Raw genomic sequence first — 25,152 nt, forward strand, 5'->3', positions numbered from 1 at the left:
GTCAGCCACGCAGTTTCGAGTGCAGTTCCTGCAGCGAGCGCACCCCGATACCACCGTTGATGCCGGCCTCGATGCCCTGCACCGCCGCCGCCGCGCCCTGAACGGTGGTGATGCACGGGATGTTCGCGCCCACCGCGGCGGTGCGGATCTCGTAGCCGTCCACGCGGGGACCCGAGTTGCCGTAGGGGGTGTTGAACACGATGTCGATCTCGCCGTCGCGGATCTGCTCCACGATCGAGGCTTCCGGCATGCCGGTGGCCGGATCGGTGGCTTCCGGGTCGGAGTGCTTGCGCACCTGCTCGCACGGAATGCCGTTGCGGCGCAGGGTTTCCGCGGTGCCCTCGGTGGCGAGGATCCGGAAGCCCAGGTCGTGCAGGCGCTTGATCGGGAACACCATGGCGCGCTTGTCGCGGTTGGCGATCGAGACGAACACGGTGCCCTCGGTCGGCAGCGAGCCGTAGGCGGCGGCCTGGCTCTTGGCGAACGCGGTACCGAAGTCGGCGTCGATGCCCATGACCTCGCCGGTGGACTTCATCTCCGGGGAGAGCAGCGAGTCCACGCCGGAGCCGTCGGCGCGACGGAACCGGTGGAAGGGCAGCACGGCTTCCTTCACCGCGACCGGCGCGTCGAGCGGCACGTGGCCGCCGTCGCCCTCGGGCGGCAGCATGCCTTCGGCGCGCAGGTCGGCGATGGTGGCGCCGAGCATGACGCGCGCGCAGGCCTTGGCCAGCGGCACGGCGGTGGCCTTCGAGACGAACGGAACCGTCCGGCTCGCCCGGGGATTGGCTTCCAGGACGTAGAGCACGTCGTCCTTGAGGGCGTACTGCACATTGAGCAGACCCTTGACGCCGATGCCCTTGGCCAGCGCGATGGTGGAGCGGCGCACGGCCTCGATGTCGCTGCGGCCCAACGTGATCGGGGGCAGCGCGCAGGCGGAGTCACCGGAGTGGATACCGGCTTCCTCGATGTGCTCCATCACGCCGCCGAGGTAGACCTCGTCGCCGTCGCACAGTGCGTCGACGTCGATCTCGATGGCGTCTTCCAGGAAGCGGTCGACCAGCACCGGGTGATCGGGGCTGAGCTCGGTCGCGCGGGAGATGTAGCCCTCGAGCGAGGTCTCGTCGTAGACGATCTCCATGCCGCGCCCGCCCAGCACGTAGGACGGGCGGACCAGGACGGGATAACCGATCTCGTTGGCGATCTTCTTCGCCTGCGCCACGTTCGTGGCGGTGCCGTACTTGGGCGCGGGCAGTCCGGCGGCGACGAGCACGTCACCGAATTCGCCACGGTCCTCGGCCAGGTCGATCGCGGCCGCGGAGGTACCGACCACCGGCACGCCGGCGTCGGTGAGCCGCTGCGCCAGACTCAGCGGGGTCTGCCCGCCGAGCTGCACGATCACTCCGGCGACGGTGCCCGACTCGGCTTCGGAGTGGTACACCTCGAGGACGTCCTCGAAGGTGAGCGGCTCGAAGTAGAGGCGATCGGCGGTGTCGTAGTCGGTGGAGACGGTCTCGGGGTTGCAGTTGACCATGACGGTCTCGTACCCGGCGGCCGACAGGGTCTGTGCCGCGTGCACACACGAGTAGTCGAACTCGATGCCCTGACCGATGCGGTTCGGGCCCGAACCCAGGATGATGACCTTCTCACGCTCACGCTGCGGCGCGACCTCGGACTCCGCGCCGGGATCGAGCTCGTAGGTGCTGTAGTGGTACGGCGTCTTGGCCTCGAACTCCGCGGCGCAGGTGTCGACGGTCTTGTAGACCGGGCGCACCGCGAGACGGTGACGCAGCGACCGCACACCCGACTCACCGGCCAGCTCGGGCCGCAGCGCGGCGAGCTGACGGTCGGACAGGCCGTAGTGCTTGGCACGACGCAGCAGATCCTCGTCGAGCACGGGCGCGTCGAGAACCTCCTGACGCAGCTCGACCAGGGCGAGCACCTCGGCCACGAACCACGGGTCCACGCCGGAGGCCAGCGCGACCTCTGCGACGCTCGCGCCGAAGCGCAGCGCCCGCTCGACCTGGTAGATGCGGCCTTCGGTCGGCACGCGCAGGTCGGCGAGGATGGCTTCGATGGCCTCGCGCACCGAGGCCGGATCGCTCGGATCCGTCGCCGCCCATTGGCCGTCGTCGGTGGTCCAGAAGCTCGTGGCTTTGGTCTCGAGCGAGCGCAGCACCTTGCCGAGAGCCTCGGAGAAGTTGCGGCCCATCGACATCGCCTCGCCCACCGACTTCATGGTGGTGGTCAGCGTGGCATCGGCGCCGGGGAACTTCTCGAATGCGAACCGCGGCGCCTTCACGACGACGTAGTCCAGCGTCGGCTCGAAGCTCGCCGGGGTCTCGCCGGTGATGTCGTTGACGATCTCGTCGAGGGTGTAGCCGATGGCCAGCTTGGCGGCGATCTTGGCGATCGGGAACCCGGTGGCCTTCGACGCCAGCGCCGAGGAGCGCGAGACGCGGGGGTTCATCTCGATGACGATCAGGCGACCGTCGGCCGGGTCCACCGCGAACTGGATGTTGCAGCCGCCGGTGTCGACGCCGACCTCGCGCAGGATCGCGATGCCGAGATCGCGCATCTTCTGGTATTCGCGGTCGGTGAGGGTCATCGCGGGGGCGACGGTGACCGAGTCACCGGTGTGCACACCCATCGGGTCGACGTTCTCGATCGAGCAGACGATGACCACATTGTCGTTGCGGTCGCGCATGAGCTCGAGTTCGAACTCCTTCCAACCGAGGATGGACTCCTCGATCAGGACGTTCGCGGTCGGCGATGCGGCCAGGCCACCACCGGCGATGCGGTCGAGGTCGGCCTCGTTGTAGGCCATGCCCGAGCCGAGGCCGCCCATGGTGAAGGAGGGCCGAACGACCACCGGGTAGCCGAGTTCGGCGACGGTCGCGCGCACCTCGTCCATGGTGTAACAGACGTTGCTGCGGGCACTCTCACCGCCGACCTTGGCGACGATGTCCTTGAACTTCTGCCGGTCCTCACCGCGCTGGATGGCGTCGAAGTCGGCGCCGATCAGCTCCACGTTGTACTTCTGCAGTACACCGTTCTCGTGCAGGGCGACGGCGGTGTTGAGCGCGGTCTGCCCACCGAGGGTGGCCAGGATGGCATCGGGGCGTTCCTTCTCGATGACCTTCTCGACGAACTCCGGGGTGATCGGCTCGACGTAGGTGGCGTCGGCGAATTCCGGGTCGGTCATGATGGTCGCCGGGTTGGAGTTCACCAGCGAAACGCGCAGTCCTTCGGACCGCAGCACCCGGCAAGCCTGGGTGCCTGAGTAGTCGAATTCGCACGCCTGGCCGATCACGATCGGGCCAGAGCCGATCACCAGGATGTGCTTCAGATCCTCGCGGCGAGGCATCAGGCTCCTTCCATGAGACCGGCGAAACGGTCGAACAGGTATGCGGCGTCGTGCGGGCCTGCGGCGGCCTCGGGGTGGTACTGCACCGAGAAGGCGCGGCCGTCGATCAGCCGGACCCCTTCGACGGTGCCGTCATTGGCGCAGATGTGGGAGACCTCGGCCTTGCCGAACGGGGTGTCGAACACCTCGCCGCGCTCGCCTTCGAGGGCGAAGCCGTGGTTCTGGGCCGTGATGGAGACGCGGCCTGTCCCCTCTTCGATCACCGGGATGTTGATGCCGCGGTGGCCGAACTTCATCTTGTAGGTGCTGCGACCCAGTGCCCGGCCCAGGATCTGGTTGCCGAAGCAGATGCCGAACAGCGGGATCCCGCGTTCCAGGACACCCTGGGTGAGTGCGATCGCGCCGACCTGGGTGGCCGGGTCGCCGGGGCCGTTCGACAGGAACACACCGTTGGGGTTCAGCGCGAGGATGTCGTCGAGGGAGGTGTTCGACGGCACCACGTGGGTGCGCACGCCGCGCTCGGCGAACATGCGCGGGGTGTTGGTCTTGATGCCCAGGTCGACCGCGACGACGGTGAACTTGTGGTCACCGACCGGTTCGATCGTGTACATCGCGTCGGTGCTCACCTCTTCGGCGAGGTCGGCGCCCAGCATCGAGGCCTGGCCGTTGACCCGCGCGAGGAGCTCCTCGTCGTTGGCCAGCGCGGCACCGGAGAAGATGCCTGCCTTCATCGAACCGCGGCTGCGCAGGTGGCGGACCACCGCGCGGGTGTCGATGCCCGCGATGCCGACCACGTCCTGGCGGTCGAGTTCGTCGGTCAGCGTGCCGGTGGCGCGCCAGTTGGAGGAGACTCGCGAGGGGTCGCGCACGGCGTAACCGGCGACCCAGATCTTGGCGGACTCGTCGTCCTCGTCGTTCCAGCCGGTGTTGCCGATCTGCGGGGCCGTGGCCACCACGATCTGGCGGGCGTAGCTGGGGTCGGTCAGGGTTTCCTGGTACCCGGTCATCGCCGTGCAGAACACGGCCTCACCGAGTGTCTGACCCTCGGCGCCGAAGGCGGTTCCGCGGAATACGCGGCCGTCCTCGAGCACCAAGGCTGCCTTTACTGCACTCATTCATCGTCTCCCGTCGTCACCCTGGTGGAATCCGCTGTCCCGGCCGTCCATGCCGGGTACACCGTCTTGTCGTCACCGCGGAAACCGGTATCGATCTCGGTTCCCGTCGGCAGTGTCCAGCGAATTACCAGCACACCATTCTCTGTCATCACTTTGCCCGCGTGTCCGCGCTCGGTACGCACGGCTGTCACCGATTCCTGCGGAATCCAGATCACCGTGGCACCGTCGCGTTCGAGCAGAATTCCGCGTTCGAACCGCGTCAGTTCGGCGGTCGCCCGGAATCCCAGGTCACCGACCGCGATCCGGTCCTGCCAGCTGGGCGCGATGGTGCTGCCCAGGTACATGCCGGTGGTCGGTTCCAGTAGTTGTGCGCCCAGTTCGGCCGGCACCGTCGGCAGTTCACCGATGCGTGCCTGCTGTCGCGTGGCCTTCTTCTGCCATGCCCGGTACATCAGCCATAGGCACACAAAGAAAAATGCCAGCAGCCCGACTACCCACAGCGTTCTTTCCACGTCCTGGCCTCCCTAGATCCCGACCGCCTTGCCCTCGCGGGCAGTTACCCGGCCGCGCAGCACGGTGGCTGTGACCTCGGCCGGGAACGTCATGTCCTCGAACGGTGTGTTGTTCGAGATGCTCGCCAGTTCGGCGCCGCGCACCGTCCACTCGGCGTCGGGGTCGATCAGCGTGAGGTTGGCGGGCTCGCCGACCGCGATCGGGCGGCCATGGTCGTCGAGTCCGACGATCGCGGCGGGCTTCTCGCTCATCACCTTCGCGACGCCGCGCCAGTCGAGCAGGCCGGGAGCCACCATCGTCTGCACGATGATCGACAACGCCGTCTCGAGGCCGAGCATGCCGGGGCGGGCGGCCGCGAATTCGCAGCACTTGTCCTGTTCGGCGTGCGGGGCGTGGTCGGTGGCGACGCAGTCGATGATGCCGTCGGCCAGTGCCTGGCGCAGGGCGGCCACGTCGGCGGATTCGCGCAGCGGCGGATTCACCTTGTTGACCGCGTCGTAGGTCTCCAGACGCGAGTCGTCTAGCAGCAGGTGGTGCGGGGTGACCTCGGCGGTGATCGAGATGCCTTGGGACTTCGCCCATTTCACCAGCTCGACGGTGCCCGCGGTGGACGCGTGGCAGATGTGCACGCGGGCGTTCGCATCGCGAGCGAGCAGCGCGTCGCGGGCGACGATCGACTCCTCGGCGGCGCGGGGCCAGCCGTGCAGTCCCAGGCGCGCGGCATTGGGGCCCTCGTGCGCGATGGCGCCCTTGGTCAGGCGCGGCTCCTCGGCGTGCTGGGCGATGAGAACGCCGAGCGAGTTCGCGTATTCGAGGGCGCGGCGCATGATCAACGGGTCGTCGACGCAGTAGCCGTCGTCGGAGAACATCCTGACCTGCCCGACCCCGGCGGCCATGGTGCCCATCTCGGCGAGCTGCTTGCCCTGCAGGCCCACGGTGACGGCACCGACCGGGAACACGTCGACGAGGCCGACCTCCTGGCCGCGACGCCACACGTGGTCGGTGATGACCACCGAGTCGGCGACCGGACTGGTGTTGGCCATCGCGAATACCGCGGTGTAGCCACCCAATGCGGCTGCGGCGGAACCGGTTTCGATGGTCTCGGTGTCTTCGCGGCCGGGTTCACGCAGGTGCGTGTGCAGGTCGACGAAGCCGGGCAGCAGGATCTGGCCGTTGCCCTCGATCACCTCGGCGCCTTCGGACGCCGTGATGCCCGTACCGATGTCGGCGATGATGGTGTCGCGCACCAGCACGTCGACGGGGTCGCCTTCGCCGTAGGGCTTGACGTTCTTGATCAGCAGCTCACTCATACCGTTTCCTCCTGGCCGACGAGCAGCCGGAACAACACGGCCATCCGCATATGCACTCCGTTCGAGACCTGCTGCAACACAGCCGATTTCGGCGAATCCGCGACCGCCGAGGCGATTTCCATACCGCGCAGCATCGGGCCGGGGTGCAGGACGACGGCGTCGTCGTCGAGCAACGCGAGCCTGCGCTCGGACAGTCCGTAGTTGATCGAGTATTCGCGGGCCGACGGGAAGAACCCGCCGTTCATCCGCTCGGCCTGCACCCGCAGCATCATCACCGCGTCGGCACCGGGCAGTTCCGCGTCGAGGGAGGACGAGATCCGGGCGGGCCAGGCCTCCACGCCGACCGGCAGCAGGGTGCGCGGCGCGACCAGAACCACTTCGGCGCCGAGGGTGCTGAGCAGCGAGACGTTGGAGCGGGCGACCCGGCTGTGCAGGATGTCGCCGACCAGCACGATCCGCTTGCCCTCGATATCGCCGAGACGCTGACGCAGGGTGAGTGCGTCGAGCAGAGCCTGGGTGGGGTGCTGGTGGGTACCGTCGCCCGCGTTGATGATCGACGGGGCGGCGCGGTTCTCCTCGCGGGCCCACTGCTCCATCCAGCGCGCGATCTGGTGCGCGGCGCCCGAGGCCGGGTGGCGCACGATCAGCGCGTCGGCACCTGCCGCGTGCAGGGTGAGCGCGGTGTCGCGCAGCGATTCGCCTTTGGAGACAGAGGAACTCGACGCGCTCACGTTGATCACATCGGCGCTCATCCACTTGCCCGCGACCTCGAAGGACACGCGGGTGCGGGTGGAGTTCTCGTAGAACACCGTCATCACGGTGCGGCCCCGCAGGGTCGGCAGCTTCTTCACCTCGCGGCCGAGCAGGGCCTGTTCGAAGCGTTCGGCTTCGTCGAGGAGTTCGGTGGCGGTGCCGCGATCCAGGTCGGCGACCGTCAGAAGGTGCTTCACGCTTCCACCTCGCTGACGCTCGGCTCCGGCGTGACCCACTGGGTGGCTGTGTTCATGGTTCGGTCGCTTCGCGCCCTCACTGCTCTTGACCTTCCTGATGCAGATACACGCCGTCATGACCGTCGTGCTCGACCATCAGCACCGAGATGTCCTCGGCGCGGGAGGTGGGCACGTTCTTGCCCACGTAGTCGGCGCGGATCGGCAGCTCGCGGTGGCCGCGGTCGATGAGGACCGCCAGCTGCACGGCGCGGGGGCGACCGAGGTCACGGAGGCCGTCGAGGGCGGAGCGGACGGTGCGACCCGAGAACAGCACGTCGTCGACGAGGACGACCAGGGAGTTCTCGATGCCGCCGTCGGGTACCGAGGTGCGCTCGAGCGGGCGGTGCGGGCGACTGCGCAGGTCGTCGCGGTACAGCGTGATGTCGAGGGAGCCGAGCGCGGGGCGCACACCGGAGAATTCCTCGATCTTGTCCGCGAGCCGGTTCGCCAGCGTGGTGCCGCGGGTGGGGATACCCATGAGAACCACCCGCGGTGCGTCGGCGTCGCCGGAATCCAAAGCGGTCTTCTCGATGATCTGATGCGCGATCCGCGCTACGGTCCTGGTCACATCCGATGGCGACAGCAACTCGCGACCGGCTGCCACCCACTCCGGGGTGTGCCGCTGCGATGTTTCGCTCACCTGTCCACCTCGCTGGCGCTCGGCGGACAGGTGCGCGATGCGCGCTGTATTGCTGGTTCGCTCGCACGCTCGCTCACGCCGGTTCTGGCCACCCGTTCGGGCACAGCCATGCCGACCTCCTTCCCCGCCTCACCGGACGGTCCGTTAAAGGATGCCTAACTCGCCCGTCAGCCTATCAGCGCCACGGGGGGCCTTTGACCAGGTAGGCCCGCCTGTGAGCGCGACCACGGACCGCCGAGAGGCGACCGCTGCCGTGTCGGTGATCACATGCGCGCCGAAAGTGCAGTGAGCGCGCGTGTTTCACCGCCACGTAGCGCCGCTGTGACCGCCCGGCGCGAACCGGTCCGTGATCGCCTTCACGTCGTCGGGACGGCTTTGATAACTGCCGCAGCCCGGCGCGAATGGTTCGCCTTCGATCACACCCGCTCGGCGAGTACGACGCCGACCGCCGGGTCGTTCACCGCCACGTCTCGACCGAGGGCAACGATCATGTCGTCCCAGGCGCGGAACTCGGTGCGCCAACCGTGCGCTACGAGCCAGTGTTCGGCAGGGCGTCCGGCATCCAGCGGCGGAGCCTGCGCATCGTCGTCACCGGAGACGAGCCGGCGCAGTTCGGCGTACGGCGCGGCGTCGGGATCGACCGCGAACCGGCTGAGGCCGAATCGGCTCCCGGGCGCGGACAGCGCCGTCAGTGCCGCCACGGTATCGCGGTGATCTTCGGGCGGGAGGTACGCGAGCGCGCCCTCGTCGATCCAGTGCGTCGGCTGGTCGGGGCGAAATCCGCGCTCGCGCAACGGGACGGCCCAGGCTGTTCGCAGGTCGATCGGCAGGACGTGCCGTTGCGCCGTCGGTGTGGCGCCCGCGGCGCGCAGCACCGGTTCCTTGAAGGCGAACAGCTCGGGCAGGTCGAGTTCGTAGACGGTGACGTCGGCGGGCAGGCCCATCCGGTAGGCGCGGGTATCCAGCCCCGCGCCGAGCAGGACGATCTGGCGGCAGCCGGCGGCGACGGCCGCGGCCACCTGGTCGTCGACCAACCGAACGCCGACGGATCGGCCCGCGAAGAACTGTTCGGCCACCGCCTCCACTCGCTCCCACCGCGCTGTGCCGTTCTCGGTGCGGACGAAATCTCGGCGCGCGGCGTCGACGAACGCCGAGGCGAGTGGGTCGTCGTAGAGCCGATCCGGCCTGCGCGACTCCTGCTCGCGAATCAGCGCGACCCCGATCGCGGTCAGTGCCACCCCCGCGGTGGGTACGTTCACCTGCGTCATCTGCCCCTCCTCCAAACTAACTTGCCGACCGGCTAGTGATTTCGGTCATGGTCCGACGGTAGGCTCGCCCTAGCCGGTCGTCAAGCAAAGGAAAGCCCCGTGGACGGACGTCGTAGCGACACCAGGGAACGCATCCGCACGGTGGCGATGGAACTGTTCTCCGAGCGCGGCTACGAGAAGACGTCGCTGCGCGAGATCGCCGAGCGGCTCGGTGTCACCAAAGCCGCGCTGTACTACCACTTCCGGACGAAGGAAGACATCGTCGTCAGCCTGTCCGACGATCTGCGTCGCGGCATCGACGACATCGTCACCTGGGCCGAACAAACCCCGCCCGGGCGCGGGCGTGCCGAGCAGATCCTGCGCCGCTACAGCGCGCTGCTCCACAGCCTCGGCCGTGACATGGTGCGGTTCTGGCACGAGAACCAGCCCGCGTTCCGTGACCTCGGTTTCGGTGCGGGCCTGCGCTACCAATTCCGCGTTCTCGCCGACCTCATGACCGAGCCCGACGCCGCCCCGCTGGACATCTACCACGCCCGGCAAGCACTGCTCGCGATCAGCTGGAGCCTGTCGATGATGGGCGACCTCGAGCTGACCGATGATCAGATGCACACCGCCGCAACGGATATCGCGATCGATATCCTCGCCAGGATCCACTAGGCGAGTCGGAAATGCACCCGCAGACTCCGGTATCGGAATGGCCTGGGCGACAACGGGCTGCCGTCCGGAGGGCTACAAGGTCGCTTGTCGGCCTATGACCCCACGGACTAGACTGTGATGCGCACCACATCGCGACGGTGAGTTCGTACCGCCGCCCAGAGCGATCGTGATCCGATCGGAGCGCCGGGTCACGGTGTTCGAACGCGACCCGCCGTTCGCTGGGCCGGGCCCCAGTCACTCCACTCCTGCTCGACCGCGCAAGGAGATGACCGTCATGACGGTTGCCGTCGAACTCGACTTCCCCGGCTCGACCCTCGAACAGTACGACCAGGCCCTGGCGAAGATGGGCTTCGTGCACGGCGGCTCGGGCGGCCCCGGCCTGCTGTTCCACCTGGTCAGAAAGACCGACAACGGATTCCACGTCACCGACGTCTGGGAATCCCCCGAGCAATTCCAGAGCTTCGCCGAAACCACCCTCGGCCCCATCGGCATGGAAGTCGGCATGCCTAACCAACCCACCATCGAAATCCACGAAATCTACAACTACCTGGCCCAGGGCAACTGACCTCGCTCATTCGCCCCCGAGGTCAGCATTCCCCGTGTGCCGCATGCCATATCCCACCCTCTATACGTATCCGTATAAGTGTCGATACGCTCAGATTTGTACGGTTACGTATAGAGGTTGGGAGTCAGCCATGGAACAGCCGAGTGTGAATCGGACGATCAAGTGGGCCGGGCGGGTCATCGCGATCATCGGCATCGGGCATCTCACGCTCGGGATGCTGGCCAGCTGGTCCTATTTCGATGAGTGGCTGTCGTTGGACCTGTGGGGGCATTGGTGGGAGGACACCGGTGCAGCCAACGCTTTCTGGGCGAACCCCGCCGGTTTCGGCTGGCCACTGTTCATCGTCGGATTGCTCGTTGTCTGGATGGACCGGAACGGGATCGTTCCGCCTGTTTTCCTCGCCTGGATGGTGCTCGGCTGGGGCGTGCTCTGTGCCGTCATCGTCGAGCCGACCCCGGGACCGATCGTGGTGGTCGCCGCCGTGATGCTGCTGCGCGGAATCCGCAGCGCCGCTACATCGGTCGGAGCATCGGTGCCAGACATGGCATCTCGAGCATGATCGGGTCGAACGGTCACAGCGGGGCGGGCGGTTCCGGCGCGGCCTGACGGGTGGGCAGCGCACTGATCGTCAACGCCAGCATGACCAGAGCGATGCCCGCGAGTTCCAGCGCGGTGGGCCGTTGCGCGAGGGCGATCGCGCCGACGACGGTCGCGGTCGCCGGAAGCAACGCGAGCAGCAAGGCGAAACGCGCACGGCCCACCGCGGTCAGGACCACCTGGTCCAGCGCGTACGGCACCGCGCTCGACAGCACGCCGACGCCGAGACCGAGCAGCCAGGTCCGCGGGTCGGCGAATACCGCGGCGTCGATCGCCAGCTGCGGGATCAACACGAACGGCGCCAGCAACACCGCCGCGGCCGCCATGCCGACAGCGAGGGAATCCTGGCCGTCACCGGTGTCGGCGACGCGTTTGCCGACCAGGATGTAAGCCGCCCACAGGACGGCCGAGGCGAGCGCGAAACCCACACCGACCGGCTCGACATCGAGTTGCACACCGGCCAGCAGCACCACCCCGACCGCCACCAGTGCCACGGCAAGCAGGTCGCGAGCCCGTCGCGAGCCCAGCGTCGCGACCGCGACCGGACCGAGGAATTCGATCGCGACGGCGGTGCCGAGTGGGATCCGCGCGATGGCCTCGTAGAACACGATGTTCATCGACACGGTGACGATTCCGAAGCCTGCCGCCGTCGCGATGCCCCGCCGCGTCCAGCGAGTTCGCCATGGACGCCGCCATGCCAGCAACGCCACTCCCGCCGCGGCGGCGCGCAGCCAGGCGACGGTGGCCGGCTCGGTGGTGTCGAACAGGAATACGCCGAGTGCCGCGCCCACATATTGCGAGGTCGCCGCGACGATGAACACCATCGGCACCGACCAGCCGGGCAGCGCGTGCGTCGCCGGCCGTTCGGTTGTCGAGATCGAATTCATCCCAGGAGTAATCCACAGACGGGCACGGATTTCAACGCGAACCGGCCCAGGATCGAAGAGCCCTGGGCCGGTTGGCATTGCGTCACGTGGCGGTCGCGGGAACCGGATTCACCGGATCGCACGCCGGAGGTCGGAGACTACCGCGTTCGCGCGATTCCTAGACGCCGAACCACCTGGTCAGCGCCGCACGCAGTGCAGTTACGGCGGTGTCGGATGACTCGTCGATCGTCGCGGCCCAGGCGATGTGACCGTCGGGACGGATCAGGAGAGCATCGGCTGGGCGATCGACGGTCTTGGCCGAGTGGATCTCGACGCGCGGAGCCCACTCCCGGCCGATCTCGCGCAGGTCGGCGCGGTCGGCCAGGTCGAGGAAGACCGGTCGCGCGGTGTGCATGAGTTCGGCGACGGTGGTGGTGCCCGGGTCGGTGTCCAGGATCAGATCGGGTGCGAAAGTGCCGGTGAGCGAATGGGTTCCGGGTGTCGCGTAGCGCAGATCGGTGCCCGCGACGAGGGCGCCCATGCGGCGCAGCGCTGGTTCGTCGGAGAGGAGTCCCTGGAATACCGCGCGCAAGGCCTCGGCGGCGGGATCGTGGCCTTGGCGCAATGCAGCCTGGGCGCGGGTCTGCAGCAATGCGCGGCCACCGGCGAAGTGACGTTCGGCGTGATAGGTGTCGAGCAGGTCCGCCGGCGCCCAACCTCCGATGTCGGCGGCCAGCTTCCAGGCCAGGTTCACCGAATCGGTCATGCCGAGGTTCATCGCGGCACCGGTGGCGGGCAGCAGGTGGGCCGCGTCACCGGCCAGGAAAACTCGGCCCACACGGTAGTTCTCGGCCTGGCGGTCCTGGAACTGGTAGCGCGACAAGCGGGTCGGCGCACCCAGCGGCACCTCCGCGCCCAGCACGCGCCGCACGCTGTCGCCGAGTTCGGATATGGTCAGCGGTTCGTCGTTGTCGTATTCGGCTTCGTCGTTCTCGGTGGTCTGGAAGAACATCACCCGGTCCTCGGTGCTGACCCGTCCGAGCGCGAACACCCCGTTGTCGGTGCGGGTGAATCCCGGATCGATCCGGCCGAGACCGGGTACCTCGATCCCGCCGTCGGCGAGCACGGTCACCGACTCGTGCACCGCGACCACCGCCAACCGGTTGACCTCCGGATAGGTGCTGCCGGGGAATTCGATTCCCGCCAGTTCGCGGATCCGGCTGCGGCCACCGTCGCAGCCGACCAGGTAGCGGGCGCGCACCCGGTACGGCCCGTCCGGCCCGTTCACCTGCGCGATCACCGCGTCGTCGTCCTGGGTCACCGCGACCACCTCGTGTCCGCGCCGGATCTCGGCGCCGAGGTCGACGGCGTCCTCGGCGAGGAGCTCCTCGACCCGCGCCTGCGGAATCGCCATGGCGTGCATCGGAGTTTCGTCGAGACCGGTGAAGTCGAGGTGCACGCCCCCGAAGGGGAAAATCGGCTTCGGACTCGGGTCACCGCTGACCGCCGTCATCCGGTCGAGCAGTCCGCGAAAGCGCAACACATCCAGAATCCGCCCACCGAGACCGCTGGCCTTCTGCGCGGTACCCGGCCGTTCACGGCGTTCGAGCACCAACGGCCGCACACCGGTCCGGCCCAGCTCCCCCGCGAGCATCAATCCGGCAGGCCCAGCGCCGACAACGATCACGTCGGTGGTCATCTCTTGCATGTTGTTGTCACTCCCGAATGTGGCTGGTCCCTGCATTGCCCAGCGATTGTGCAGCACCACCAGGGCCTTGCCGCAAGCCCCCGGGTGAGCTATAAGTTAGAAGGGGCAACGAGTGAGTCGGCCACGCTAGTTGGTTCCGCTCAGCGCCATCCCCGCACCGACTCCGATGATCATCAGCCCGCCTGTGCTGCTGACAGTTTCGAGGCGACGCGGAGAACGCGCGAACCACGACCGCGCCGTCGCCGCGAGCAACGCCCAGCAACCATCCGACAGCGCTTGGATCGTCAGGAAGATCGCGCCGAGGATCAGCAACTGCGCGGGTAGCCCACCTTCGGCCGGAACCGCGAACTGCGGAAGAACCGCGCCGAAGAACACGATCGTCTTGGGGTTGGTGGCGCCGACGATGAACCCCTGTCCGAGCACCCGGCTTCCACCGATACTCGGAGCTTTCGATTGCAAGGCCGCCGCCAGCTCCTTCCGCTGCCGGATCGTCGCGACGCCCAGATAGATCAGATAACCGGCTCCGACAATCTTCACGAGCAGGAACAACGTCGCCGACGCCATCAAGACCGCACCGAGGCCCACCGACACCGCGACCAAGGGTACGAACGATCCAGCGACGGCACCCGCGACCGACAGCACAGCGGACCGCCGCCCCAGCGTCAGTGCTCGACCAATCGCGAACAGCACGTTCGGGCCAGGAATCACAATGATGATCAGGGAGGCGACGGCGAAGGCCGCGGCATTCGACAGCGGAACCATCTGTCGGAGCGTAGCTGCCCCGACCCCGCCGCCGTTCCGATTACCGGAAGTACGCATAGTCCTGCACCCAGTGGAACCCGCGGCTGCGCAAGGTGAAGGTGTTCGGGTCCCGGCGTTCCAGGGTGATCGTGACGGGGCGGTCGTGCAGTATTCCGCTCAGTAGCAGTTGGTCTGGGGTGGGTCGGTCAGCGGCCAACGTCGCGAAGGGTGGCCGCCGCTCGGACGCGCCGGTTGTGTCAGAGGCGAGTTCCAGCTGTCCGTCGGGGCGGAAGTAGGCGCGTGCCGGTACCAATTCGCCGTTCATCCGCTGGTAGGTCGCTTGCGCTGGATCGTCGAAAACTAGTCGCTGCCAGCGGGTTTCATCGGTCGTCAGCGGCGGCACCAGCTGCCCGTCGAGGGTGAAATCCCGCACCTCCCATATGCCGTACAGCTCGGACTTGGGGCTCGCGGCACCGGATTGCTCTTGCCAGACCACCCAGCGGTCGTAGCCGCTGCCCAGCGCGACCCACAGGCCCATGGCCGCCACCGCCCAGGTCGCGATGCGGTTCTTCCGGGCGGCGGTGAACAGCGCGGGTTGCGTCAGTGGCCCGCACGCGCGTTGCCGCACAAGGACATCGGCCAGTCGACGCAGGTACGGGGCGAGCAGGATCAGGCTGATCAGCAACAGGTGCGAGGCGAGCAGTTTCTCGGGGATATCGAACGTCATGTTCAGCAGCAGGATCTGAGCCGTGCACGCCAGACTCAGTGCGGCGCCGAGCACCGCGGTCCGGGACACGAACAGCAGCAGCCCAGCCACGACTTCCACTGCGCCGAGCGCCATCTCATACGGATAGGAGCTACCGACCTGCAGCCACAGCACCGAGGCCGGACTCAGTTCGCCGTACGGCTGCAACAGCTGAGCCAGTGTGGGCGCGGGCATCTGGGTGGGGATCAGTTTGGCGAACCCGAACCCCACCATCTGTCCGCCCAGACACAGCCGCAGGAACAGCGTGAACCATGCCAGCAGGCGGGGGGACGAGGGACGACGGTCGACGGCCGTCCACACCGTGGTGCCCACCACCGCGACAACCAGCAGGCAGAACACCAGCACCCAGACGGCGGTTTGGTCGCCTGCTCCGGAGTCCTGGTGTAGCTGTGCGTCGACCCCGAAGACCGTTCTGCCGACCGGACCGGTGACGGGGTCGGTGATGGGCATGTTCCACGGCCCCCGGTATTCGCGGATCCACCGGCCGAGGATGCCGAGCAGCGCGAACGGGATATAGGTGAGGAGCAGGCAGAACAGGCCGAAATAGATGACGCAGAAGCGGAGCGCGAGCTGGGTCGGCGCGAGTCGACCGGTCCATGGGGTGGCCGGGGCTGCCGTGATCACTGTTGCATCCTCGGGTCGTGGGTCGGGTCGGCGTACAGGGGCGGGCAGCCGAGCTCCCCCGCGCCGGGGCGTAGCTCGTAATGCCAGGGTTCGTTCGCGTAGATCTGGCACAGCCCGTACTCGGCACCGTGCGCGGACAGCCATGCCGCGGCCTCGGTCGGCCCGATATCGACCGCCTCGCCCGCCACGTGAGCAGACGTGTAGGGGCTTGCCACCCACCGCGCGGCTTCGGTATCCGAGCCGTACTTCGAGACCGCCTCGCGCAGAAGTTGTTCCTGGTATTCCGGGGACCGCCAGCCGCTGTTGACGACCAGCTCGACCCCGTCGTCGGCGGCATCGGTGGCAGCTTCGCGAAGAGCGGAGAGCAAGGCGGGGTCGAGGTTGCCCAGGGACGGATTCTCGTCATCGAAGAGCGTCGCGCCGGGCGGACCGCGGTGGCCGCCGAGATAGGCGTCGATGGATCGTGCGACCGAGGACAGGGACGGCAGCGACTGATAAACGAGGACACCGGCAGAGACGACGACAAGGGCGGCAACGACGGACGACCGGAGACGGCGTGTCGCTGGTTCACTGTGGTTCATGCCCTCAGTCAAGGCAGCATGGTGTTGCCGGCGCGTATGCGGTTTCAGATACGCCGACGATATCCCCCGACTGGGAGAATCGAGCGTCTATGCGTGTACTGATCGTCGAGGACGAACCCTATTTGGCGGAAGCCATCCGCGATGGCCTTCGCCTGGACGCGATCGCGGCCGATATCGCCGGCGACGGCGACATCGCGCTGGAGCTGCTGAGCATCAACACCTACGACATCGCCGTCCTCGACCGGGATATCCCGGGTCCCTCCGGCGACGAGATCGCCCAACGCATCGTCGCCTCCGGCAGCGGTCTACCGATCCTGATGCTCACCGCCGCCGACCGGCTCGACGACAAGGCGTCCGGTTTCGGGCTCGGCGCCGACGACTATCTCACCAAACCCTTCGAACTCCGAGAACTCGTGCTCCGGCTCAGGGCCCTCGACCGCCGACGCGCCCACATCAGGCCACCGGTGCGGGAGCTCGCCGGGCTGCGGCTCGACGCGTTCCGCCGTGAGGTCTACCGCGACGACCGCTATATCGCGCTGACCCGCAAGCAATTCGCGGTGCTCGAAGTCCTCATCGCTGCCGAAGGCGGTGTCGTGAGCGCCGAGGAACTACTGGAACGGGCATGGGACGAGAACGCGGACCCGTTCACCAACGCTGTGCGTATCACCGTCTCAGCGCTTCGCAAACGTCTCGGCGAACCCTGGGTCATCGCCACCGTGGCCGGTGTCGGGTACCGCATCAGCACCGGGCGGGACGGAGCAGACCGTGGGTAGGGCCCCCGGATTGAGTGTTCGCCTCAAACTCACGCTCAGCTACGCGGGCTTCATCATGCTCGTGGGTTCGCTGCTGATCGCTGCCGTGGGTGTCTACTACCTGTGGTACCTACCCGAAGGCTGGATCTACACCACCGGCGGCGATTTCTGGATCAATCGCGGCATGCTGCTGCGCTCGTTCGCTCCGTTCGTGACCATTGTGATGGCCTTCCTGCTGGCGATCGGTCTCGTGGGTGGATGGTTTCTCGCCGGTTGGATGCTCACTCCGCTGGCTCGCATCACCGCCGCCACCCGCACGGCCGCGAACGGATCACTCGCCCACCGAATCCGGCTACCCGGCCGCGGCGACGAATTCGGTGAACTCGCCGACGCCTTCGACATCATGCTCGCCCGGCTGGAAGCACACGTCACCGAACAGCAGCGATTCGCCGCCAACGCCTCCCATGAACTGCGCACGCCGCTGGCGATCACGCAGACGCTGCTCGACGTGGCGCGCCATGATCGCACCCGCGTCACCAGCGAGCTGGTCGACCGCCTGTACGCCGTCAACACCCGGGCGATCGACCTCACCGAAGCATTGCTCCTGCTCAGCCGTGCCGACCAGCGGTCGTTCACCCGGGAACACGTCGATCTGTCCCTGCTGGCCGAGGAAGCCACCGAAACACTGCTCTCCCTCGCCGAGGACCACGGCGTCATCCTCGAGACCTCCGGCGAGGTGACCCCCACCGTAGGCTCACGCGCCCTGCTGCTGCAGTTGGCGACGAACCTCGTGCACAACGCGATCGTCCACAATCTGCCGGCACAGGGCACCGTGTGGGTCACGACCAGCCTGCACCGCGAGACCGTGTCGCTCACCGTCGAGAACACCGGCGCCCAGCTCACCCCCGCGTCGGTTTCCACGCTGGTGGAGCCGTTTCAGCGCGGCACCGAACGCATCCGCACCGATCACACCGGCGTCGGCCTCGGCCTGGCGATCGTCGACAGCATCACCCGGGCACACGCCGGAATCCTCACCCTCGTTCCCCGTCCGGCGGGCGGGCTTCGCGTCACAGTGCAGCTTCCCCGGCAACCACTGCAGCCGACGGCATGGCGGTGACTGGCGCGGTCTCGGCCGGCGGTTGGGCCGCGAACAGCGCGCTCAGGGGGCGCGCAGAACCGAACGAACCAGCTCCGCTATCGCCGAGCGTAAACGGTCGACTTCCCCCGCCCTGGCCAGTTGCTGAGTGAGTTCCCCGCCGACCGTCGAAAGCAACAGTGCGCCGACGGTTTCGGCGTCGATGTCGGGGCGGGCTTCGCGCAACAGGGCGCTGATGTGCTGTGCCCAGAACGTGTGGAACTCGGCGCTGCGGGGATGTGGCGGCATCGCCTGATAGGCCGCGATCAGTTCCACATCGTCGGTGACCAGGCTCGTCATGGCGTCGAAGAAGGCGAGTAGCCGGTCGGTCGCCGGCGCGCCCGGCCCCAGGGGTGGCGGGCCGCTCGAGACCGCGGTCATCAGCCCGGCCGCGCCCTCGGCCACGAGTTCGTAGAGCAGGCCGGCGCGGCTGCCGAAACGGTGGAAGATGGTGCCCTTCCCGACGCCTGCCGCTGCCGCCACCCGATCCATCGTCACCCCGGCCGCGCCGTGTTCGGCCAGCAGCGCGGCGGTGGCATCGAGGATCGCTCGACGGTTGCGCGCTGCATCGGCGCGTTCGGTAGGACGTCGGTCGGTCATCGCACCCGCTTTCTCGGCACCCGCCGATCGGTTGACAAGTTGACCGACGGTCCATATCGTTCGAGATATCTGGACCGACAGTCAACTTATGGAGTTCTGATGCAGGCAATCGTAATGACCGAGACCGGCACACCCGACGTTCTGGTAGCGCGCGAGGTCGGCGAACCTCGCCCGGGCGAAGGGCAGGTCGTCCTCCGGGCCGAGGCGGTGCCGGTGCTGTACCCGGAGACCAAGGTTCGGGCAGGCGCGTTCCCCTTTCCCGCGCCGCTGCCCGAGGTCTTCGGGTTCCAGGCCGCGGGCACGGTGGTCGATATCGGTACGGGCGTTGATCAGAGATTGCTCGGCGCACGAGTGGTCGCGTCGACCAGCGGGTTCGGCTCCTATGCCGAACTCGTTGTCGCCGAAGCTGATTCGGTGACGGTGATCCCGGACGAGCTGACCATCGAGCACGCCGCCGCGATCCTGATGCCGGGGTCGGTGGCACTGGCGCTGATGCAGACCGCGGCCGTCACCGCGGGCGGGACCGTCCTGGTCGAAGCGGCAGCTACCGGCGTCGGCAGCTGCCTCACTCAGCTGTGCGCCGCCGCGGGCGTGCGCGTGATCGGCACCGCGGGCGGGGAACAGAAGGCCCGCCTCGCGCGCGACAACGGCGCGCACGAGGTCCTCGACCACACCGCGCCCGACTGGGCAGACCAGCTGGCCGGCCTGCTCGCCGGCGGCACGGTCGACGTCGTATTCGATTCCATCGGAGGCGATTCACTGACCCCACTGCTCGACCTGATCACACCTCTGCGCGGCCGGATCCTCAGCTACGGCTGGCTCGACGGCGCACCCGCACAGCTGAGCGTCACCGACCTGATCCTGCGTGGGCTCACACTCACCGGCTGCGCGGGCACGGCCTGGCTCGGCGAAGTCGCCCGGCAGCGGTCGCCGGCGCTGACCGCTTCGGCGCAGGGCCTACTGACACCCGTGGTCCACTCGGTTCTCCCCCTCGCCGGCGCCGCGGACGCGCACCGAATGCTCGAGGACCGGGTCGCATTCGGCACCGTTCTGTTGCGACCTTGACGATTCCGGCGCGCAGGGTGTCCGCGATGAGCGGGTCGATATCAGCTGGGATGACATCGCCGCACACGACCGGCCTCAGCGACTCATCCTGTGCCGCCGACGACGACCCGCCGCCAGCTGGATCGCCATCGCCGACATCGGTCTCGATGCCGGCGGCGTCCCCCAGCTTCGCGGACCGCCGCGGATAGGTAGCCCCCCGGGCCGACGGTTTCAGGCGATACCGAACGGATTGTCGATGACGTAGCGCCAGTAGCCGTCGGCGTCGCGACGGGCGACGTCGGTGGCCGTTCCCGACACATGGACCGGCTCGCCGTCCGGGCCGGTGCCGTCGATCTCCCAGTCGACGATCAGCAGCGCGATATCTCCTGCGACGTAAGTGTGGCGCGGGCTGACTCGAATAGGCAGGCCGAGCGCGAGGAACTCGGCATTGGCCGCTCGCAACGCGGGCCCGGTGACCTGACTGCCCGGTTCCGGCACGAATACGGCATCGTCGGTGTACACCTCGGCGAGCGAGTCCGAGTCGCCGGTGTTGAAGCGGGCCGCGAACACCGCGGGATGTTGCCCCGGGTCGGCGGTGAGGGCGACAGTGGGGGTGTGACGAGAACTGATGCGAGTCATAGCGACAGCCAACTCGGCGCGCGCGTAGGCAACCAAACGGTGACCGACATGGGCTGGGATGACGAGCTCGTGCCCGACGACCGCGGGCGAACCCGCGCGCCGGAACCGGACTGCCCGGTCGAGGTCACCCTGGCTGCCATCGCGGGCCGCTGGACAACCCTGGTGGTGCGCGAACTCATGAGTGGGCCGCTCTCGTTCGGTGAGCTGCGAGACCGGCTGCCGGCGCTCAGTGCCAAAGTGCTGACCGACCGGCTTCGCGAACTCGAAGCCCGCGCGCTGATCGAGCGACGGACGCATCGCGGCTTCCCCGTGCGCACGAGCTACGACCTCACCGATCTCGGCCGGGCGCTGCGACCACTGCTGATCGAGCTCTACCGGACCGGCAACACCTTGGCTGCTTTACGTCTAGCTCTCGACAGGATTTAGCCGGCGGGAGATCAACGCCAGGGACGTGCCGCTTACCGCGCCGTTCCGACGCGCTGGATGCGCCATCTATCGAACATACATTCGAACCCGTTGTAGACTGGCGCTCATGCCGCTGCCCCTGCAAGGTTCACTGTTCGACGGTGAGGCGATTGCCCTGGGTTCGATCGAGGCGATCCGGCGCACCCAACTCGACGCGACCAGCTGGGTCGATGTGCTACCCGGCTGGCTGAGCGGGGCGAGTCAGCTGTTCGATCGGCTGGCCGAGCGTGTTCCCTGGCATGCCGAACGCAGGCCGATGTACGACCGGGTCGTCGACGTGCCGCGGCTGGTGTCGTTCTTCGGGGAGAACGATCCGCTGCCCGATCACATTCTGGTCCGAGCGCGGGCGGTGTTGACCACGCATTACGCGGCCGAGCTCGGTGAACCGTTCCGGACGGCCGGACTGTGTTTCTATCGCGACGGCCGCGACAGCGTTGCCTGGCACGGGGATACGATCGGCCGCGGCGCCACCCACGACACGATGGTCGCGATCGTGTCGGTCGGGGCACCACGCTCGCTGCTGCTGCGGCCGCGCGGTGGGGGTGCGAGCGTACGATTCACAGCGGGACACGGGGATCTACTGGTGATGGGTGGGGCATGTCAACGCACCTGGGAGCACGCGGTTCCCAAGACCGCGCGCCCGGTCGGACCCCGCATCAGCGTCCAGTTCCGCCCACGCGGCGTCCGGTAGCCCGGCTGGCGCGTGAGCAATACTTACGGATTTCGCCGACGTGGCGGATTGTCGGTGGCTGGTCGTAGGATCCGGGGATGGGGAGTTCATTGTTGCCGCATGTGCGGGCCTCGAATGCGCTGACGGGGCGGTGGTGCGCGACCTTCGAGGGCGAGGACGCGGTGGTGTCGGGGGCGGGCTTGTGGCCGTTGCTGGCCGTATTGGCGGGGGCGGCGTCCGGGCGGGCGCGCGACGAGCTCGCCGCCGCGGTAGGGGTTGCGGCCGAGCAGGCGCATGCGGCGGGGCTGGATATGCTGAAATCGCTGGACACTTCGCGCGAGGTGTCGACGGCGATCGGGGCATGGGTTCGGCCGGGCCTGACTTTGCGCGCGGAGTGGGTGCGCAGCATGCCCGCCGGGACGGTAGGCGAGCTGGGCGATCCGGCGGCACTCGATGCGTGGGCACACGAGCAGACCCAGGGGTTGATCAAGAAGTTCCCGGTGCCGATCACCTCGGACACCGTCCTCGCGCTGGCCACCGCCTTGATGGCGCGCACTCGCTGGGTGACTCCGTTCGCCGAGGTCCTCTACACACCGGAAACCGGTCCGTGGCAAGGACATCGGGGACCCGGCCTGTACCGGACGAGCCATCCCGACGGCAGTGTGTCGGTACTGGACAACGACGTCACCCGCGTGATCGTCACGGGCAGAGGCGAACTCGATGTGCATCTGCTGATCGGAGTGGATCCGCGCGACGGCGTGGCCGCCGGCCTCGCGGCGCTGGACGGGGCCGTCGATGTGCGGACAGAACTGCCGGTCGGCACGATAGCGCCTTGCCTGTCGGTGAGTCGACGGGAGACCTATGGCGGTCGCGATTCCGTGGTGCTGAAATTGCCGCCGTTCGAGGTCGAGAACAAGCACAACCTCGCTCGTCATGCGGCGCTGTTCGGAATGTCCACCGCGATGAACATTCACGGTTCCCATTTCACCGGACTCGCTTCGGATCCGCTGGCGCTCAACGCCGCGGGCCAGGATGTCATCGCGCGCTTCGACGCTGAAGGCTTCGAAGCGGCCGCCGTCACGGCCGTGGGAATGCGACTGGGCGGCATTCCGCAGAAGTCATGGTCGACGATCACGTCGGTGAGTATCGACCGGCCCTTCGGATTCCTCGCGGTGGATCGGCCGACCGGACTGGTCTTGGTGGCCGGTCAGGTCACGAAGCCGCCGGTGGAGTGGGTCCGACCGGTCGGTGAGGCGCCTGCGCGGGGTCGAAACCCGGGGCCGCCGTGGCGAGATCGGTAATCGACATTGCCGAAGATGTTGCTCAGCAACAGGATTCGGTTTCGATACGGCTAGTGGAGGCCGTATCCTGGTAGAAGTCCGCAGTCGGGTGCACAGGGGGTCGTGGTGATCGTCGTTGTCGCGGACGAGAGCGAACTCGAAGGCGCAGAACAGATCGTCGGCGCTGCCGTCCGCGATCAGGCGTTTCAGGCGGGTGGCGTCGCCGTGTTCCGCTGCCATGTGCCGGAGAGCCGGGGCGGGTCGGTCGAGGTCGACGCCCTGGTGTGCACGCCGCAGAGCGTGACCATCGTGGAGGTGAAGGGATTCACCGCCCGCCAGGAAGGCACCCTCGCCACCCCGCCGAACGGGCCGTGGACCATCGACGGCGAACCGGCCGCGCTCTATCACGCCGTGCGGGTGCCGAACCCGTTCGTCCAGGTGCGTCGGCAGGTGTTCGCGGCCAAGAGCTTGCTGCAGCAGTCGGGGATCTTCGGCTGGGTGAACGCGGTGATCGCGTTGGTCTCCCAGCCCGGTGCCGAGATCACCATCGAGGAAACCAGAATCGCCGACGGGTACCGTGCGGTGCTGATCGATCGCGATGACGCCGGCGCGCTGCACGACTATTTCCAGGCGGAGAGCGGTCGCACCGTCCGGCTCAGTATCGATGACGTCACCCGGGTATTCGCCGCACTGAACCTGGGCCATCTGTTGCCCGCCTCCGATGAGCTGGTGGCACAGGGTTTTCCGGCCGTTCTCGACCCTGCGACCACGTCTCGGCCCGCTGCCCCGACTGCCGTGGAGCCCGGCTCCCCTCCGGAGACAGCAGATTCCGCCACGCCAGCGAATCCCGCTGCGGCGCCGGCCAGTTCGACACGGGTCGCCCAAGCGGCAACACCCGCTTTCCTCGCTGCGATCGACCGACTCGCCCATCGAACCCCGACGTCGACTCACCTCGAGGAGTCCGCGACACCGATACATTCCGAGGAAGCGGCACAACCGCCTTCTCCGAGCGAAGAATTCACCGACACACAGGCCGAGGAGGCGGACGACTCGGTGGCATCGGCCACAGCGATCGGACAGCCGACGCCCGAATCCGCACCCGCATCCGCTGAGCAGGTGACGAACGAGGCTCCCTCTTCCGAAGTTGCCGAGGACGACCCGTCACCGGATGTCCCTGAACCCGCACCGGACGACGAGGATGCCTTCACCGGGACCCCGGCCGACGCCGACGCGGGTCCGACGGTCGGCTCAAGTGCTGTGGTTGGTACGGCCGCCGTGGTTGGTACGGCTGCCGCACTGGGTGCCGTTGGGGCGATCGGTACCACAGGGTCGACAGGCGGGACCGGATCGTGGAGTACCCCGTCGGCAGCGAGCAGCACCCCTGCCGTCGCGCCCCCGTACCGTTCCTCGGAACCCGAAGCGCACCAGGAGAACCCGGAGCACTGGTCCGATTGGGTCGAACGTGACCGGACGACGCGGCGACCGACTCCCTCGGAAAGGTGGCGGTCGTGGCGTCGGGGGAACGGTCCGTCGCTGATCGAGCGGTGGCACAATCGCCCCGTCCGGGAGCGCAGCACACCGAGGCGGGGCCTGCGCGTGGGGCCCGGTGTCGCGTTGCTGCTGTTCATCGGGCTGTTCGGGGCGGGGTTCTTCGCGATCACGGCGGTGCAGGCGAGCCGATTCGAGATGTCGGACTTCGACCGGATGTGTGGCGAGGACAAGAAACCGTTCCCGAATGCCGCGCCCTATCAGCGCGACGGCGCACGGCCGATCTACCTGTCCGGTGAACTCACGACCATGGTCCACCCGGACGATCCGGCCGCGTGGAATCCGGACGACCCGTCGACCGTGCAGCTCATCGCCTGCATGAAGCAGCTGGAACTGCGCGACCTCGTCCAGACCTGCCAGTACGGTCCCTCCCCCGGCACACCGATAGGGCGCACCGTCAACCTCTTCCGCGCGACCTACGAGGTAGCCGTCTACGAACTCCACACCGGACGCGAGGTCGCCAAGGCGACCATGCTCGGCGAACGCTATGCCGCCAACCCGTCGAACACCGACCAGGATCGTTGCCGCGCCGCCGCCGACGCCCCCGACTACCTCGGCCGCCGCCTCGGCCAGCCCTCGACAGCCCAGCTCACCGGCTTCCTGGCCCCGTTGGTCCACGCTCCCCGCTGAGCCCCCTTGACCTCGAGCGCACTCGAGGTAGCAGGATCACCCCGTGCCCCGAGCACAACCCGACACCGCGCCTACCCAGCGCCGG

24 protein-coding genes are annotated in these 25,152 nt (G+C 67.8%); 10 read left to right on the forward strand and 14 right to left on the reverse strand.

The annotated features are described in order from the left end of the window. Window position 1: 1 nt before the first annotated feature. From carB to ACFXKN_RS03475, 7 genes are all read right to left on the reverse strand, one after another. The gene (gene carB / locus ACFXKN_RS03445) at window positions 2-3,364 is read right to left on the reverse strand and encodes a carbamoyl-phosphate synthase large subunit (RefSeq protein WP_378945577.1); all 3,363 of its coding nucleotides are present in this window, start codon (window positions 3,362-3,364) and stop codon (window positions 2-4) included. Next, on the reverse strand, window positions 3,364-4,479 hold the full coding sequence (gene carA, locus ACFXKN_RS03450; protein WP_378945572.1) for a glutamine-hydrolyzing carbamoyl-phosphate synthase small subunit: 1,116 nt from the start codon (window positions 4,477-4,479) through the stop codon (window positions 3,364-3,366). The genes carB and carA overlap by 1 nt, the downstream gene beginning before the upstream one ends. After that, on the reverse strand, window positions 4,476-4,991 hold the full coding sequence (locus ACFXKN_RS03455; protein WP_378945569.1) for a transporter: 516 nt from the start codon (window positions 4,989-4,991) through the stop codon (window positions 4,476-4,478). Before ACFXKN_RS03455 ends, carA begins: the two co-directional genes overlap by 4 nt. Window positions 4,992-5,003: 12 nt before the next feature. Beyond that, on the reverse strand, window positions 5,004-6,302 hold the full coding sequence (locus ACFXKN_RS03460; RefSeq protein ID WP_379432281.1) for a dihydroorotase: 1,299 nt from the start codon (window positions 6,300-6,302) through the stop codon (window positions 5,004-5,006). Continuing rightward, a complete protein-coding gene (locus ACFXKN_RS03465; protein WP_379432282.1) occupies window positions 6,299-7,252 on the reverse strand; it encodes an aspartate carbamoyltransferase catalytic subunit in 954 nt (317 codons plus the stop codon). The genes ACFXKN_RS03460 and ACFXKN_RS03465 overlap by 4 nt, the downstream gene beginning before the upstream one ends. A gap of 76 nt (window positions 7,253-7,328) precedes the next feature. Beyond that, window positions 7,329-7,931 (reverse strand): bifunctional pyr operon transcriptional regulator/uracil phosphoribosyltransferase PyrR, encoded by a 603-nt coding sequence (gene pyrR, locus ACFXKN_RS03470; RefSeq protein ID WP_378945558.1) that lies wholly within the window; start codon window positions 7,929-7,931, stop codon window positions 7,329-7,331. Between the two features lie 416 nt (window positions 7,932-8,347). Next, window positions 8,348-9,199: an SAM-dependent methyltransferase gene (locus ACFXKN_RS03475; RefSeq protein ID WP_379432283.1), complete on the reverse strand. Its 852-nt coding sequence runs from the start codon at window positions 9,197-9,199 to the stop codon at window positions 8,348-8,350. A 99-nt stretch (window positions 9,200-9,298) separates the two neighbouring features. On the opposite strand from ACFXKN_RS03475, the gene ACFXKN_RS03480 reads away from it, so the two are divergent. The 3 genes from ACFXKN_RS03480 to ACFXKN_RS03490 all read left to right on the forward strand — a co-directional run bounded on the left by ACFXKN_RS03480 (window position 9,299) and on the right by ACFXKN_RS03490 (window position 10,980). Further along, complete coding sequence (locus tag ACFXKN_RS03480; protein WP_379432284.1) at window positions 9,299-9,856, forward strand: TetR/AcrR family transcriptional regulator; 558 nt, start codon at window positions 9,299-9,301, stop codon at window positions 9,854-9,856. Between the two features lie 274 nt (window positions 9,857-10,130). Further along, complete coding sequence (locus ACFXKN_RS03485; protein ID WP_378929126.1) at window positions 10,131-10,421, forward strand: hypothetical protein; 291 nt, start codon at window positions 10,131-10,133, stop codon at window positions 10,419-10,421. Between the two features lie 130 nt (window positions 10,422-10,551). After that, on the forward strand, window positions 10,552-10,980 hold the full coding sequence (locus ACFXKN_RS03490) for a DUF6463 family protein (protein WP_378945546.1): 429 nt from the start codon (window positions 10,552-10,554) through the stop codon (window positions 10,978-10,980). 13 nt (window positions 10,981-10,993) lie between these two features. Here ACFXKN_RS03490 and ACFXKN_RS03495 read toward each other — a convergent pair whose 3' ends face one another. The 5 genes from ACFXKN_RS03495 to ACFXKN_RS03515 form a co-directional block, all read right to left on the reverse strand. Beyond that, window positions 10,994-11,905: a DMT family transporter gene (locus tag ACFXKN_RS03495; RefSeq protein ID WP_378945542.1), complete on the reverse strand. Its 912-nt coding sequence runs from the start codon at window positions 11,903-11,905 to the stop codon at window positions 10,994-10,996. A gap of 157 nt (window positions 11,906-12,062) precedes the next feature. Then, a complete protein-coding gene (locus ACFXKN_RS03500) occupies window positions 12,063-13,583 on the reverse strand; it encodes an FAD-dependent monooxygenase (RefSeq protein WP_379432285.1) in 1,521 nt (506 codons plus the stop codon). A 135-nt stretch (window positions 13,584-13,718) separates the two neighbouring features. Beyond that, window positions 13,719-14,354: a LysE family translocator gene (locus ACFXKN_RS03505; RefSeq protein WP_379432286.1), complete on the reverse strand. Its 636-nt coding sequence runs from the start codon at window positions 14,352-14,354 to the stop codon at window positions 13,719-13,721. Between the two features lie 40 nt (window positions 14,355-14,394). Beyond that, on the reverse strand, window positions 14,395-15,720 hold the full coding sequence (locus ACFXKN_RS03510; protein ID WP_379432426.1) for a DoxX family protein: 1,326 nt from the start codon (window positions 15,718-15,720) through the stop codon (window positions 14,395-14,397). Beyond that, window positions 15,720-16,304 carry a M15 family metallopeptidase gene (locus tag ACFXKN_RS03515; RefSeq protein WP_379432287.1) on the reverse strand — a complete coding sequence of 195 codons (585 nt, stop codon included), beginning with the start codon at window positions 16,302-16,304 and terminating at the stop codon, window positions 15,720-15,722. Before ACFXKN_RS03515 ends, ACFXKN_RS03510 begins: the two co-directional genes overlap by 1 nt. Before the next feature lie 89 nt (window positions 16,305-16,393). On the opposite strand from ACFXKN_RS03515, the gene ACFXKN_RS03520 reads away from it, so the two are divergent. Together ACFXKN_RS03520 and ACFXKN_RS03525 are read left to right on the forward strand one after the other, a co-directional pair. Beyond that, complete coding sequence (locus tag ACFXKN_RS03520; RefSeq protein ID WP_378945530.1) at window positions 16,394-17,077, forward strand: response regulator transcription factor; 684 nt, start codon at window positions 16,394-16,396, stop codon at window positions 17,075-17,077. Further along, window positions 17,070-18,173, forward strand: coding sequence for a sensor histidine kinase (locus ACFXKN_RS03525; RefSeq protein ID WP_379432288.1), 1,104 nt, complete (start codon window positions 17,070-17,072; stop codon window positions 18,171-18,173). Before ACFXKN_RS03520 ends, ACFXKN_RS03525 begins: the two co-directional genes overlap by 8 nt. A gap of 42 nt (window positions 18,174-18,215) precedes the next feature. On the opposite strand, the gene ACFXKN_RS03530 is transcribed toward ACFXKN_RS03525, so the two are convergent. Then, the gene (locus ACFXKN_RS03530) at window positions 18,216-18,791 is read right to left on the reverse strand and encodes a TetR/AcrR family transcriptional regulator (protein ID WP_379432289.1); all 576 of its coding nucleotides are present in this window, start codon (window positions 18,789-18,791) and stop codon (window positions 18,216-18,218) included. 99 nt (window positions 18,792-18,890) lie between these two features. Between ACFXKN_RS03530 and ACFXKN_RS03535 the strand changes: the two genes are divergently transcribed. Next, on the forward strand, window positions 18,891-19,856 hold the full coding sequence (locus ACFXKN_RS03535; RefSeq protein ID WP_379432290.1) for a zinc-binding alcohol dehydrogenase family protein: 966 nt from the start codon (window positions 18,891-18,893) through the stop codon (window positions 19,854-19,856). A 210-nt stretch (window positions 19,857-20,066) separates the two neighbouring features. Here ACFXKN_RS03535 and ACFXKN_RS03540 read toward each other — a convergent pair whose 3' ends face one another. Next, on the reverse strand, window positions 20,067-20,474 hold the full coding sequence (locus tag ACFXKN_RS03540) for a YybH family protein (RefSeq protein WP_379432291.1): 408 nt from the start codon (window positions 20,472-20,474) through the stop codon (window positions 20,067-20,069). A gap of 48 nt (window positions 20,475-20,522) precedes the next feature. Here ACFXKN_RS03540 and ACFXKN_RS03545 point away from each other — a divergent pair, with 48 nt between their 5' ends. The 4 genes from ACFXKN_RS03545 to ACFXKN_RS03560 all read left to right on the forward strand — a co-directional run bounded on the left by ACFXKN_RS03545 (window position 20,523) and on the right by ACFXKN_RS03560 (window position 25,067). After that, the gene (locus ACFXKN_RS03545; RefSeq protein ID WP_379432427.1) at window positions 20,523-20,900 is read left to right on the forward strand and encodes a winged helix-turn-helix transcriptional regulator; all 378 of its coding nucleotides are present in this window, start codon (window positions 20,523-20,525) and stop codon (window positions 20,898-20,900) included. Window positions 20,901-21,006: 106 nt separating this feature from the next. Beyond that, the gene (locus ACFXKN_RS03550; protein ID WP_378945508.1) at window positions 21,007-21,630 is read left to right on the forward strand and encodes an alpha-ketoglutarate-dependent dioxygenase AlkB; all 624 of its coding nucleotides are present in this window, start codon (window positions 21,007-21,009) and stop codon (window positions 21,628-21,630) included. A gap of 77 nt (window positions 21,631-21,707) precedes the next feature. Beyond that, window positions 21,708-22,910, forward strand: a complete 1,203-nt coding sequence (locus tag ACFXKN_RS03555) for a serpin family protein (RefSeq protein ID WP_379432292.1) — start codon at window positions 21,708-21,710, stop codon at window positions 22,908-22,910. Between the two features lie 105 nt (window positions 22,911-23,015). Continuing rightward, the gene (locus tag ACFXKN_RS03560; protein ID WP_379432293.1) at window positions 23,016-25,067 is read left to right on the forward strand and encodes an NERD domain-containing protein; all 2,052 of its coding nucleotides are present in this window, start codon (window positions 23,016-23,018) and stop codon (window positions 25,065-25,067) included. The last annotated feature ends 85 nt before the right edge of the window (window positions 25,068-25,152 follow it).

The sequence above is a fragment of the Nocardia sp. NPDC059195 genome, assembly GCF_042754695.1.
Lineage (GTDB): Bacteria > Actinomycetota > Actinomycetes > Mycobacteriales > Mycobacteriaceae > Nocardia.